Consider the following 14,358-nt stretch of genomic DNA (forward strand, 5'->3'; position numbering starts at 1 on the left):
GGAGTACATTAAAAATCAATAAACTTTTGAAGGGCTATGAAAAGCGGTGGCTTTTAAGCCACCCGTGCATTTACTTTCGCAGCAGGCTTTTTATATGCGATGGAAGAGAAAGAACAAGTTATCTGGAGTGATGGTGTTGAATTTCAATCGCATCGTATTTTTAAAGCACAAAAAAACTATTTACAAAAGATTTTTAAACCTATTTGTAATCCTTTAGAAGTTCATAAAAAACAAGTTGGTCTTAAGCAATATATTATACCTGCTATTGCAGCTGGAGCTTTTTTAGTTAGTGGTATTTACAGTGCATATAAAGGAAATTTTAAGACCGCTGGAATCTGTGCTAGCGGTAGTCTGGCATCATGCTTGTTTTTTCCCATAGGTACATTTGCTCATATAAAAATTGATACTAGTAGTGACTGTGAATCTCTTAAGCAAGAGATTTTAAAGAAAGTTGAAAAAGAACCAATATATCCATTGTATCCTGGTTGTGATCAGTTTACCACTGAAGATATTATACGCCTATATGATGATCAATCGAAATCGGTTTTTTCTAATGATGAAGAATATGAATCACTGGTGGAACCAGCTTTTTATGTGCAGTTGATGAAAAGAAAAATAAATAAGATTACAGCATTATTTGGTGATCTGAATAATCAGAGCGCACAAATGTCATTAATACACTTTTTTTTCAGTTCTTTATTTTCACAAAAACAATTAGAAGAAGCGCAAAGAAAATTAAAAAAAATGAAGGAAGATCTGCATGATTTTGATGAAAAGTTTATTGTTGATCTACGAAATTATACAATGTATTTATTTGATGCATGGGGGAGAGAAGAAGTTCGTGAAATATATAATAAGCGAAACCAAGTAGGTAATAAGCATCAAATGAAAATTAAACAAAAGCTTAGCCCACAAGCATTTTCTTTTTTTGTAGAGAATATTGATGGGTACGAACTTGATGGTCTGATCAGAAAGATTTATAGACGTAAAAAAGAAAAAATTAGTACAAACAAAGCTATTGATATAGAAAATGGCGTAGAAAAATTTTTGGCAAAGATAATACATTTTCAAACTGACTTCAAATATAATGCTTTGTATGTATTACATAACGCATTGAAAGATGGTATTTTGACTAGAAAAAAAAATAGAAGAATAAAACTAACTGCTAGTAAGCAGATGCTACAGCTTTTTTTTGATCATGCAGCAGTACTTTTTGGTAAGCAGGTTTTTGACAAACAGAAAGATGTGAGTAAGACACGTTTTGTACATATACCGAGTATGTTTTGCGAGCAAAAACAAGAAAGTATAGGCTCTTATTATTATAAGATGAAAGAGAAAAAAAATGGAAACCTTAAAACACATTATCATTTTATAGATTCTTCTAATAACTGTTACAAAAAGTATCAGAAATCAGATAAATTAACTGTAGCGAACTATGATAAAATTTGTTTTGGTGGTAGTGTTGAGAAAACTTGGAGTTTTGATGATATACTTTCTGGTTTACATACAATTTGTTCTGACGAAAAAATTTATGGAGGGGTTTATAAAAAATGTTGTAATGGTAAGTATGTCTTGTCTATAAGTGAACAGCATTTTAAAATGTTAAGATACATGAATATTGCGTTTTTTGTAAATTATTATGAACCTGTAAATAATGAGTATTATAATGAAATGAAGAATACAATGAGGGATTATACCAAGGTGCGTAGTAATTGGTTTAGATATATAAAAAAACGTAAAGAAAGTGATTGTGTTTTTTTGCCAAATGAGATAATGCAACGTATAAAAGATTATGTTTTTGAAGAATATGTTTTTAAAGAAGACATGTTATAGCGTTCTTATTCAAATACATAGTGGGCAAATTGGTATAATAATAAAGGGCTTGACGTTAAATATAAAAATGATATGAAAATATTTAGGCCTACAAATTTCGTATGTACTAAACTAGTACAATACATTGCCAGAACATTCTTAAAAAGCTATGCGTGGAGAGCTTAATAGCTCAAAGAATATTTAGCAACGATTTGAGTACATGAAGCAAGCAACAAAACATAATAAAAGAAATACTTTATATACACATTTGCAATACGGTGATCAGACTAAAAAAGATCTTACTTTAATATTTTCACAAGAAATATCTGCTTATTATTGGTCAAAAAAAAATAAATACTATCATAATCGTCTTAAAAAATTTTATCAATTTTCTGTTGTATCAGGCTCTCGAGTTCTACAGATTGGTTGCCACAATAGTTATTTACTTGATGCGGTAAAGCCATTATATGGTGTTGGAGTTGACTCTAATCCAGATAATATTGTGCTAGCAAAAAAGCTGTATTCTAAGTATGAATTTATTTTAGGTATTGTTGATGATGTACAAGTAGATACGCCATTTGATTATATTATTTTATCGTGCAGTACGATGCAGCTTTATGATGTTCAAAATTTTTTAGAACGTTTACAAAGACTGTGCCATCGTCATACTCGTATTATTATTGATTCTTATTCATATGTATGGGAGCCCATTTTATGGCTTGCCCAGAAATGTGGCTTACGTCGAAAAACAGTATTTAAAAATTGGGTTTCTCGTGCAGATTTGGTTAATTTTTTGTATTGTGCAGATTTTGAAGTGGTAACACAAGGAGAATTTACTTTGTTACCATGTTATATACCTCTTGTTTCAATGATATGCAATGCGATAATTGCACGTATACCGGGATTTACACGTTTGTGTTTGAATCAATGGATTGTTGCGCGTCAAGATCCAAAGGTATTTGAACCGCATAAAAAAAATGTGACAGTTTCAATTATTATTCCCTGTAAAAATGAAAAGGGAAATATCGAAGCTGCAGTTAAAAGTTGTCCGAATATGGGGGCGCGTACAGACTTGATTTTTATTGATGGTCATTCTGTGGATGGAACACTACAAGAAATAGAACGCGTTGCTCGAAAGTACCCAGAAAAAGCGATACGATTTTGTGTGCAAGATGGAAGTGGTAAGGGTGATGCAGTACGCAAGGGTTTTGATATGGCGCATGGTGATGTTTTGATGATTCAAGATGGTGATTTAACTACACCTCCCCAAGAACTAACAAAGTTTTTCAAAGCACTTGTTTCTGGAAAAGGGGAATTTATTAATGGTTCTCGTTTGGTTTATGGCATGGAATCGGAAGCAATGCGCTTTTTAAATTTGTTGGCAAATTTCTTTTTTAGTGCGCTGTTTTCATGGACGTTGAATCAAAAAGTCAAAGATACGTTGTGTGGGACTAAAGTGTTGTGGAAAAAAGATTATAAACTGATTGCAGATAATCGCTCTTTTTTTGGAAATTTTGATCCGTTTGGTGATTTTGATTTGCTGTTTGGTGCTGCTAAATTGCAGTTAAAAATCCTGGACATGCCAGTACATTATAAGCGACGACAATACGGAAAGACGCAAATTAGGCGCTTTTACCATGGCTTGATTCTGTTATATATGAGTTTTGTTGCGTTGAGAAAATTTAAGTTATACTAGAGGCAATACTATTGACAAATATGTACACGATTATGAAGATGATACAGAGTTGAATCTGATAACCTAAAAGAGGAGTGCATAATGAGAAGCTTAAATTGTATCGTGTTTGTACTTGTTGGATTTTCATGTGCATCAGCAAGTGCATATTGGTCGTCACTTATTCGTTCGGCGGATTTTTTCTTATATAATAAACATCGCAAAGAGATTTATTACTCGCTTAGTATTGGTAATAATATACCAGGTAAATTTCATCGTGTAGCAGTAAAACGATGGACGCAGCATATTCCGTTGGCTCTGGGTAAAGAAACGCATTTATTTGTATCGGTAGGTAAAGAGCCATCTTTTGGTGATAAGGTTGATCATTATGTGTTTCATCCTGGTGGTTTTCGCTTTGTGCACATAAAAATTATGGAGCCATTTTTGGCAAGAACCGAACAAGAAGCAATGCTTGAGCGTTTGGTTGATGATGAACATGAAGTGGTGCGCGATGAGTATCTTATGCGCGTACGCACAACGCACAATCCAACAGTTGTCTCAGAAAAAGTTGCTAAAAGAATGAGGAGACGTAGCTTTGAAGTGACACGTATGGAATACGTGCCAACACCAGCTGCATATCAACCAGAAGTTGAGAGACAGAAAGAGTTAGAGGAAATGAATATTGATGAATTAGAGCAGGAGCTCATACGTGTTGCAATGCTGTTGTCTGTTGTAACGGCGCGCGGTAAAAAAGATGGCGACCAGAACGAGCGCTTAAGGAGTGAGCAACATTACATTCGTCGTTTGTTGGCTCAGTTGTATCCAAGATAATTTTTTTGCATAAATTGTGTGCATTGATCCCGGCTTTATGCCGGGATTTTTTATTTCCTGGATATATTATCTTTTAGATAAAAAAAATAGTATGGTATGCACAAATAAAAATATGATAACAAAAATGTGAGTTACACATCGTGAGAATCAGTATTGTTATTCCTGCTCATAACGAAGAAAAGCGTATTATCAACACACTGAAGCGCTATGGTGATTTTTATGGTAAACTTAAAAGAGAACATGTGTTAAGCACAGAATTTATTATTGTGCTTAATGGTTGTACAGATGCAACAGTTGATGTTATTAATAGAATAAAGCGAGGGTATACAGATTATTTAATTAATATAATTGAGCTTAAAGAGTCTGGTAAAGGACTTGCAATTACTGCAGGATTCAAAGATGCATTAACGCGAGATAACGATCTTATTGGTTTTGTTGATGCTGATATGTCAACCTCACCAGGCTGTTTTTATGAATTAGTGCAGCAGAGCGGTCTTGCTGATGGTATTATTGCAAGTAGATATATGCCTGGAGCACGCGTTGTTCCTACACGTCCGAAAGTTAAACGGTATGGTAGTAAATTTTTATATGAACCATTGATTTGGTTATTATTTGGTATGCGCTACTATGATTATCAGTGTGGTGCAAAATTGTTTAAACGTGTTGTTTTGGAAAAAGTTGTTTCACGCTTGACGGTGCGTCAATGGGCATTTGATGTTGAGCTTTTGTATTTATGTAAAAAATTTGAGTATATCATTAAAGAAATTCCTACTATCTGGCATGACAAACCAGACAGTAAATTAAAAATGGTAAGTGGTGGGCTACATATGATCGGTTCACTTTTTATTATTAGAATGAGGCATCTATTTGGAAAATGAAGCAAAACAAATTTTATATATAAGGACAGATTCTGATGCTAAAGACCTTATGGCTGGTGGATCTGTTTCTCATACAATTGGTGTTATTACTGGTTTTCATAATCTGGGATACCGTGTTGTATGTGCTTCAAGCGCAATGCTTAAAGCGTTAGAGCAATTACCTATCTATCATTTTGTAGAGCTCATAATGCCAGCATGGCTATCATTTTTGGGGTGTAAGGGGAATGCGCTTTTTTCTACTATTTTTTTTGCATGGCAAGCGGCAGTTTTGTGTAATAAACATGATGTTGATTTTATTTATCAACGATACAGCATCTTGAATTGTACTGGTGCGTTGCTTGGTTGGTGGTATGGAAAAAAATTGATTTTGGAGTTTAACAGCTCAAAGGTTTGGACAGACGCTTACTGGTCGCCAAATAAGAAAATAAAAATGCGTTGGTTGGTTAGGCTGATTGAAAGAATAAATATTACGTATGCATATCGTATTATTGCAGTCTCACAACCAATACGAAATATGCTTGTTAAAGGTGGTGTCAACCAAAAAAAAATTATAGTTAATCCAAATGGTGTTGATACCCAACTCTTTGACCCAGAAAAGCTTGCAAAAAAAAGAGAAACGGTCCGTAAAGCGCTAGCCATTGAAAGTAAGTTTGTATTTGGTTTTATTGGAACATTTTCCTATTGGCACGGTGTTGATGAACTTGCGCAAATGATTCCGCGTATTGCCGCATTGTCAGATGACGTACATTTTTTGTTAATTGGTGGTGGGCCGCTGCACCAAAAAATAAAAAATCAAATTGTAAACGATAACTTTGCAAATTCGGTTACTACATTTACTGGGATGGTGCCGCCAAAAGAAGCACGTGAATATTTGTCTGCCTGTGATGCCTTTTTATCGGCAACTCAACCAAATCCTGATGGCTCGCCTTTTTTTGGTTCTCCCACAAAGCTGTTTGAATACATGAGTTTAGGTAAACCGATTATTGCCTCTGATTTGGAGCAAATTGCACAGGTAATTAATCCTGCTTTGCGTTTGGAAGATATTGCTAAAAAACAAATAAATCCTCGGGAAAGTGTTGTTGGTATTTTGGTTAAACCGAACGATGTGCCGGGATTTGTCAAAGCTGCTTGCTGGTTGGTAAAACAAGATACTCAAGTGCAAAAAAAATTGGGTGATGTTGCTCGGTCAAAAGCATGTGCATGCTACACTTGGATACAGCATGTACAAAATATTATTGATTGCTCGGTTTAATACATTTGCTGATTGGTTGCCTTTATTTATTCCTGGGAGATTACTGTAAATTTTTGTTTTATCAAGTTTTTTTAATATCGAACGCAAGTTAAATTAGATATAATAAATGGGGATATAAGCTTTGCCTAATAAGAATAAATAAGCTATTCTTATGCGATGGAGCATACTTATTGGGATAATGTAACAAATAAAAAAATTGCCATCTTGGGGCGGTATCCGCCGCCCTTGGGTGGTATTTCTATTCATATAAAACGAGTAATTGCAAAATTACGTGCACAAAAAAATAAAGTTGCTTTTTTTGAAACAGGGCAATCATTACGTTTTAAATTCTTTTTTTTGTATCGTCTCAAGCTACTCTTTTTTTTGTTGTGGTATCGGCCTCATATACTGTTTTATCATACAGTGTATCTGCACAAATCATTAAATGAGTTGAGATTTATAACGCGTTTAAAAAATTTGTTGGGCTATACAATAGTTCTTGTTGAGCATAATTGCCGTTATTTATATGAAAAAGAGATAGATTTTCGTGTTGAGCTTAATCGAGTTATGCAGCATGTTGACGAGCAGATTTTTATTGGCAATCTAACTGAAACAAGCTATAAAAAAAATGGTATCATGCGGCCAAAAAAATGGTCGGTGCAATCAGCTTTTTTGCCGCCAGATACTACACAAGAAGAGACTATTTTAAGAACATATCCAACCCAGCTGTTTGATTTTTTAAATGAGCATGAAAATATATTAGTGGTTAACGCATTTAAGTTATGCCTGATGAATGATGGGCGTGACTTATATGGGGTAGATCGATGCATTAAAGTATTACTCCGTTTAAGAAATGAAAATAACGCTATTGGGTTGGTAGTTGCACTTGGCGAAGTTGGTAACGCCAACTATTTTAAAGAGCTCAACAAGCAAATACAGCAACATGGATTGCATGAGCATGTTTATTTTTTGTGTGGACAGAAAGAGCTTTGGCCATTATTAAAAAAAGTTACTCTATTTATTCGCCCAACATTGAGCGATGGTGATAGTGTGAGTGTAGGAGAGGCATTATTTTTTGGTGTGCCGGTTGTTGCGAGTAACGTGTGCGTAAGGCCGCAAGAAGTAATTTTGTACAAAGCTGGAGATGAAGGCGATTTATATGCAAAAATTAAGCAGCAGCTTGGTAATATGTACTCGCAACAGGCTGCAGGATATTCTGAATCTGATTCTATCAGTAGCCAAACAAACTAAAGAGCCATACGAATTTGTTATTGTTGATAGCAGCCCAAAAAAATTGATTGAGTATGCAGAATTTATTGCTGCATTTGATCAAAAACTGTTTCCACATACAAAACTCTTATATAAACATACGCAAAAAGCAGGGACGTCATATCAGCGTAATATTGGCGCCCATTTGGTATCAGCGGATATTTTCCACTTTGTTGATGATGACACAATCTTAGAACCAACCTATATTGAAAAAATGGATGCGATCTTTGAGAGCAATACTCATTATGCTGGTGGTATGGGGTGTGTTATTAATGTACTGCCAAAAATAAATAATATGCATCGTTGGCTACGTGTTTTATTTTTATTGCAGCGAGATCATGATTCAGGAAATTTTACATTTTCTGGTATGCCCACACATGCCTATGGTACAACGACATTTAAAGATGTGCAGGTGCTTGGCGGATGTTGTATGTCTTACCGGCGTGATATTTTTTTGCACTATTTATTTGATGAGCAACTTGGTCAATACGCATATCTAGAAGATGTTGATTGTTCTTGGCGAGTATCGCAAAACCATAGACTTTTTTATAATCCGACAGCAAAACTAAAACATATTAAAAGCCCGGTAAATCGTGCAAAGGTTGCCGAACGCAAAGCACTCTTTTTAAGAAACTATAGATACTTGTTTTTTAAAAACGTATATCCACATAATAAATTTAAAATTTTTGCACATTGGTGGTCTGTATTAGGTTTATTTTTTTGTTCGTTTGTTGCACGAGATGTAGAATCGCTTAAAGGTTATTGGCAGGGGTTAGGCGCTTATTATACCAAAGTGTCAGGGCAAAATACGCAGCGTATGAAGAAAACGTAGCGATAACGCATCCATAAATGGCAAAGTGTGGAATCAATAAAATATTTAACAAAATATTGAGTATCGCTGGAGTTATAAAAGCAAATGCCGTGAATAAACGTTTTTGTTTAAACTGGATAAGTATGGTGCTAAAATAAGTACCTAATAAAAAGACATATCCCATTAATAACAGCCAGATATAATTGATTGCTTCATGATAGCGAGTAGGTAGCAGGGTATATAAAAATGATTTGGTGCATATAAAGCCAACTGTAATGGTAATTGTAACAAGTGTCATACATACTATCATTGTTTTTTTATTAATCTGTTCTAGTGTGTGTATTTGATCTTTTTTTTGAGCAAACGTATTAAGCACATGTGGAATATATGATGCAGTCATTGGATATAAGATAAGGAGTTGAAACAATTGGCTAAAGCTGTTTGCCAATGAGTAAATACCAACATTATGCAAGTTTGAATAATGTGCAAGGATCCATCTATCGCCACAGCTTAGTATCCAGGCAAATAACACGCTTGGGATAAATGGTAAACCCCGTGCAATATAGTTAGTTATATTTTGTGTGCTGCGCTGCATATCAAAAAACGCAAAGCAATTTTTTTTAATATATGTTTTGAGTGCAATAAAAGTTACTACGAGCATGCCAACCGCCTGTGCACATAAAATACTGGCAACGCCACACTGTAGATACAATAGAAAAAAGACATTTAAACCAACAGTTAGTAGCGCAATACTTACTTGTAGCAGGGCAATTTTTTTTGCATTGCATTGGTATTTTAAAACTTGATAGAAAAACTCAACAAAGAAGTAAATAAATGAGACCAACAAGCTCATGAAAATCAATTTGTATGAAGCACTATCAATAAAAATAACTGTGTTAATTTTTCTATAAAAACAACTTAGAAGAACAAAAAGTGGGGTGCTAACAAGCAAATAAATAATAATGTTATCGTTAATTAATTTTTTACGCTCTTGCGGTGTGCAATGAAAATAATCAAGTTGAAATGATTGACGTAATCCCATGCCTACAAAAACTGTTATAACGCTTATAAAAGAATTGGCTAGTGCTAATAGACCGTAATCAGATGGTGTTAAAATACTTAAGGTTATTGGTGACATAATGAGTGATATTCCCTGGCGGAGTAAAGAGCCAAAAGAGAAGATAAAAAAATTTTTTATGACTTGTGATTGTAATAAGCTCTGCGCGGGGTGAAGTATTTTTCTAGCAATTACTACCATTACCAATTCCTTTGTATACGTTGAGCAGTTTGCATAGAACACAGCTTAATAGTTTAATAAAAAAATCCCCAGATTTTTATTGCTGAGGATTTTTTTATATTTTTATATAGCGTATAAATGTTTATATTAAATAATTACTTTTTATTAGTATTTTTTTTAATAACATTTAATATTGTATAAATATTTTTACATCCATTGAGATAATGATATTTATCATTACTCTTATATACCTCATCTGTCAGTTCAGTTCCTTGTTTGTTTACTTTATAAAAGATCTGATCTGTATTTCCAAGGCCGAACATCTTTGCGCCAAAGTTGCTCCATTCCTGTAATGAACCAGTATGAAATTTGTAAGTGGTATCAGGTAAGTGAGGATATTTTTGCCCTATAATTTGAACAAGGCCTTTATTTTTTTTTTCTATCGGAGCAAGATTACTTATGTAATTATCTTGTTTAGGGTCTTTCTTATAAAGCAGGCTGATTAAACCACTGGCAGATATTTGTGCTAGGATACGCTCACCGCTATCACTCTTGATGGTACCAGTAGCCACCTTTGTTTCTAAATTTATAACACCTTCAAAGTAATTTTTTTTTGCTAATTCTTGCGTGATTATATTAGTATTTTTTAATTCTTTTTTTAAGTAAGGAATAGTGAATCGATTAATAGCAACAATTCCTTCTTCATTATTGAGCGTAGCGAACTCTTCTTGATATAAATCAAATAAAGCAGGAGATTTTTCTTCATCTTCAGAGCTAGAATATGATTCTTCTTCGTTGTATAAGCTAAAATTCTGATATTGATTGTTACTTATACTTTGTGGTTTATACAACATATTCTGCTGTTGATTATTCGACTGGTACTGGTTGTTATTCCCCATGTTTTGTTGATTACCATATTGTATGACTTGGTATTGATTATTTAGTAGGTTTTGTTGATTATTGTATTGCACATTTTGTTGATTATATTGTTGATTGTTTAATGGATATCGGTTATTTCCAGTATTTTGCTGATTACCATATTGTGTAACTTGGCCTAGTGAACAGTAGCATTTATCACCTACTAAATAGTATTTTCCATCATGTTCGTTAAGCTCATATTCTTTTTGGTCATGTAAAATATAGCGCTGACCTAGCTGAGATTGTACTAAATACCAATTATTATCCTTTGCAAGGAAACATGGCTGTCCAGATCTATTGTTTTGAATTATTATGTTATTTTTATTCATAGCAAAACTAGGAATTACAATACTAGAGCATAAAAATAATATAGAAAAATATTTTTTGTGTAAATTCATAAATATATCCCCTGGACATTAGTAAAAATGATGCGCCGTTTAAAAATTAACATTTCTAGTCGCAATGTATTTTAGATATTTTGAGTTAATACGTCAAAATTTTTTTAATTTTTCTTTTTTTTAGAAATATTGTGAATAAATAGGAAATGTTGTACAAAGATTCTTAATCTCATTTTTGATGTAATTGAGTTGTTCTTGGTTATTTCTATTTTGTATGATATGGTCAATCCATATAGCAATCTGTTGTGCTTGTTGTTCTTTCATTCCTCGTGTAGTAATCGCTGGTGTACCAATTCTGATGCCACTGGTTATCCAAGGTTTTTTTGGGTCAAAAGGAATGCAGTTTCTATTAAGCACAATGCCAGTTTTTTCAAGTATAATTTCTGCATCTTTTCCAGAAATATTTTTATTACGCACATCGACAATTAATAAATGATTGTCAGTGCCACCAGCAACAATTCGGTAGCCACGTTGTTCTAATGTTTGCGCAATTGTTTGCGCATTATTAATCACTTGTTGTTGATATTCTTTAAAATCAGATTGTAGGGCTTCATAAAATGCGATTGCCTTTGCTGCAATAATATGCATGAATGGACCGCCTTGTATTCCAGGCATAACAGCTTTATCTATTTTTTCACCAAGTTGCTTTGTGCACATAATCAAACCACCACGTGGTCCACGTAGAGTTTTATGCGTTGTGCTTGTGACTACATCTGCATGGCCAATAGGGCTTGGGTGTAAACCAGCGGCAATCAGACCAGCAATGTGCGCAATATCTGCTAAAAAATATGCACTGACATCCTTTGCGATTTGAGCAAACGTTACAAAGTCAATAGTGCGAGAGTAGGCAGAAGCGCCAGCAACAATTAATTTTGGCCTATACATGTGTGCAAGCTCAGCAATTTCATCAAAATCGATTTGCTCTGTGTGCTTATTAACCTTATAACCAATGCAATTATACAATTTACCAGAAAAATTTACTTGATGCCCATGAGTTAAATGGCCACCCTCAGAAAGACTCATGCCTAAAATAGTGTCACCAGGTTGTAGTAATGCATGATAAACTGCCATATTTGCTTGAGAGCCTGAATGTGCTTGTACATTTACATGTTCAGCACTAAATAGTTTTTTGCATCGTTCAATAGCCAAAAGCTCTGCTTTGTCTATAATTTTACATCCGCCATAGTAGCGTCTACCAGGATAGCCCTCAGCATATTTATTCGTAAGTACTGATGCAGTTGCTTCAAGAATTTCTTTTGATACATAATTTTCCGAGGCAATTAAATTAATGGTATTTTCTTGTCGTTGCAATTCTTGATTTATAATACATAACAATTCTGGATCTTTTTTTTCAAGCATAGCGCTCACGCTTTATTTTTGGTTATCTTTAACCTAAATATTTATTAACAGCTTCATGGAAAGTATAACGCAAAAACAGGTTTAAAGATATTGATTGATCAGTGAATACTACATTGTTATTGCAAATAACTTTCAGTTGCAACTGTTGTGTATAGATACTATAATCGCTGTTATAGCATCTCTCTCTTTTATTTCAGGAGAAATATAACTTGTAACTTTCTTAGTGAGTTTTTTTAGTAGAGCTTTTAATCTGTTTGCTCACAGTGCTATCTAACAGTAACAGGTTAATAATATCTATTGCTGCTTTCATTTGTTGATTTTGGTTTTGCAAATAAGATATACTTTTCGTAGATTTTTTTTGTTTATCTTCAGATGTAATAGTAATTAAGTCATTGTTTTTATCAATAAGAGTTAATGGTTTTTTTGAAAATGTAATTTTTTTTGTAATTTTTTTGCGATGTTGTTTAATGCTTACTATAGTAATCTCCTTTGTACCTGTGTTATCGTCAGAATTTTCTATATCAACTAGCGCTTGCATGACATTTGTTATATTATTGTTATGTGTGTTGAGTACATATGTGATAGTATTTTTAATATTCTTTTTTATTTTATTAAGATTTTCTATAGAATAAAAAAGTTTCTTATTTATATAGATGTTTAATTTGAGTTTATTTTTATCCTTAGGATAACAGAAAATTTCTAATTTATTTTCGCTTTCTTTTTTTTTTTATTATAAAACTTTTTTTATTTTGATTGGATATAATTTGATCGCTTATATCATTTGGTGAAAAACCTAAAATATCTGAGTCGTGCCGCATCAATAAATAAGCAGTACCAATCAATGCCATAGCTCCAGCGCCAATAACACTAGATTTTCCTGGGTTTTCTTTTATCCACTCAAAGATAAGCTGTCCTTGATTCAAGATACGTTGAAAACTCGGTAGGCTATAGTTACCAAACCACCTGCCACCCGTAGGCCCTTGCTGTGCTTGTAGTGCTGGGCTTACAAGTAATGCAATCACTATGATTAATGACGTAATACGTTTTTGTGTCATATTCTTGCCTTTAAATGAGCATAAAGTATGTTTATACATTTTAATTATATCATTTTTTGGATATACCATGTCAACAAATTAATACAAATAGAACTATACAAATACCTTACGAAGATTTGCTGAGTAAAGTAACTATATTCAATCTGAGGTAATTGTATTTTTTATTTCAATTAATTCAATTTGTATGCTTAATATTGATAACTCTAATTTTAATTAATTAGTGTGGGTGCGAATGATTGCTTTTTTTAGGACTTTTTCTATACTAAATCTATATAAATAGTTTACGGTATGAATTTATAAGAAAGGCTTGTGCGGTGATTGCGACTTCTGATTTCAAAAAAGGAACTAAAATTCTTTTCAAAGATGCGCCATATATGGTTTTGGACTATCAACATGTTAAACCTGGCAAGGGTGGTGCATTTGTTCGCACAAAAATGAAAAATATGATCACTGGGTTGATGCATGAAGAAACATTTCGTTCAGGAGAAAAATTTTCTGCACCAGATTTAGCTTATAAGCAAATGCAGTATCTGTATCAAGATGATGAGCTGTATCAATTTATGGACCAAGAGAGTTTTGAGCAGGTTGCACTCAATAAAGAGCAGCTTGTTGAAGTGCTTGACTATCTTAAAGAACAAGAGGTTTATACTATTTTATATTTTAATGAGAAGCCGATTGGAGTAACGCCACCGCTTTTTATTGAGTTAAAAGTTATTGATACACAGCCGGGCGTGCGTGGTGATACTGCTCAAGGTGGTGCAACAAAGCCAGCAACATTAGAGACGGGCATGGTATTACAGGTTCCACTTTTCATCAACGAAGAAGATATGCTCAAAATTGATACAAGAGATGGTCAATATATTGAACGCGTAAAAAAATAATGAGAG

13 protein-coding genes are annotated in these 14,358 nt (G+C 33.5%); 8 read left to right on the forward strand and 5 right to left on the reverse strand.

The features are described 5' to 3' along the window. Positions 1-99 precede the first annotated feature (99 nt). The 7 genes from KC460_03690 (at position 100) to KC460_03720 (ending at position 8,525) form a co-directional block, all read left to right on the forward strand. Positions 100-1,833 (forward strand): hypothetical protein, encoded by a 1,734-nt coding sequence (locus KC460_03690; protein MCA9770442.1) that lies wholly within the window; start codon positions 100-102, stop codon positions 1,831-1,833. A 199-nt stretch (positions 1,834-2,032) separates the two neighbouring features. Continuing rightward, positions 2,033-3,508, forward strand: a complete 1,476-nt coding sequence (locus KC460_03695) for a glycosyltransferase (protein ID MCA9770443.1) — start codon at positions 2,033-2,035, stop codon at positions 3,506-3,508. A gap of 81 nt (positions 3,509-3,589) precedes the next feature. Then, positions 3,590-4,315, forward strand: a complete 726-nt coding sequence (locus KC460_03700) for a hypothetical protein (protein MCA9770444.1) — start codon at positions 3,590-3,592, stop codon at positions 4,313-4,315. Positions 4,316-4,455: 140 nt separating this feature from the next. Then, positions 4,456-5,193 carry a glycosyltransferase gene (locus KC460_03705; protein ID MCA9770445.1) on the forward strand — a complete coding sequence of 246 codons (738 nt, stop codon included), beginning with the start codon at positions 4,456-4,458 and terminating at the stop codon, positions 5,191-5,193. Beyond that, the gene (locus KC460_03710; protein MCA9770446.1) at positions 5,183-6,445 is read left to right on the forward strand and encodes a glycosyltransferase family 4 protein; all 1,263 of its coding nucleotides are present in this window, start codon (positions 5,183-5,185) and stop codon (positions 6,443-6,445) included. The genes KC460_03705 and KC460_03710 overlap by 11 nt, the downstream gene beginning before the upstream one ends. 156 nt (positions 6,446-6,601) lie before the next feature. Beyond that, positions 6,602-7,675, forward strand: coding sequence for a glycosyltransferase family 4 protein (locus KC460_03715; GenBank protein ID MCA9770447.1), 1,074 nt, complete (start codon positions 6,602-6,604; stop codon positions 7,673-7,675). After that, positions 7,584-8,525 carry a glycosyltransferase family 2 protein gene (locus KC460_03720; protein MCA9770448.1) on the forward strand — a complete coding sequence of 314 codons (942 nt, stop codon included), beginning with the start codon at positions 7,584-7,586 and terminating at the stop codon, positions 8,523-8,525. Before KC460_03715 ends, KC460_03720 begins: the two co-directional genes overlap by 92 nt. Here the strand turns inward: KC460_03720 and KC460_03725 are convergent. The 5 genes from KC460_03725 to KC460_03745 all read right to left on the reverse strand — a co-directional run bounded on the left by KC460_03725 (position 8,446) and on the right by KC460_03745 (position 13,471). Continuing rightward, positions 8,446-9,642 carry an oligosaccharide flippase family protein gene (locus KC460_03725; protein ID MCA9770449.1) on the reverse strand — a complete coding sequence of 399 codons (1,197 nt, stop codon included), beginning with the start codon at positions 9,640-9,642 and terminating at the stop codon, positions 8,446-8,448. The two genes, KC460_03720 and KC460_03725, sit on opposite strands and share 80 nt — an antisense overlap. Before the next feature lie 254 nt (positions 9,643-9,896). Next, positions 9,897-11,057: a hypothetical protein gene (locus KC460_03730; protein MCA9770450.1), complete on the reverse strand. Its 1,161-nt coding sequence runs from the start codon at positions 11,055-11,057 to the stop codon at positions 9,897-9,899. A gap of 120 nt (positions 11,058-11,177) precedes the next feature. Next, positions 11,178-12,416 (reverse strand): serine hydroxymethyltransferase, encoded by a 1,239-nt coding sequence (locus KC460_03735; GenBank protein MCA9770451.1) that lies wholly within the window; start codon positions 12,414-12,416, stop codon positions 11,178-11,180. Between the two features lie 220 nt (positions 12,417-12,636). Then, positions 12,637-12,954: a hypothetical protein gene (locus tag KC460_03740; GenBank protein ID MCA9770452.1), complete on the reverse strand. Its 318-nt coding sequence runs from the start codon at positions 12,952-12,954 to the stop codon at positions 12,637-12,639. Between the two features lie 166 nt (positions 12,955-13,120). Then, positions 13,121-13,471, reverse strand: coding sequence for a hypothetical protein (locus tag KC460_03745; GenBank protein MCA9770453.1), 351 nt, complete (start codon positions 13,469-13,471; stop codon positions 13,121-13,123). A 314-nt stretch (positions 13,472-13,785) separates the two neighbouring features. On the opposite strand from KC460_03745, the gene efp reads away from it, so the two are divergent. Then, entirely contained in the window at positions 13,786-14,352 is a 567-nt protein-coding gene (efp, locus tag KC460_03750; protein ID MCA9770454.1) for an elongation factor P, read from the forward strand. The last annotated feature ends 6 nt before the right edge of the window (positions 14,353-14,358 follow it).

The sequence above is a fragment of the Candidatus Dependentiae bacterium genome, from assembly GCA_020431705.1.
Classification (GTDB): Bacteria; Babelota; Babeliae; order Babelales; family Vermiphilaceae; genus JAGQHQ01.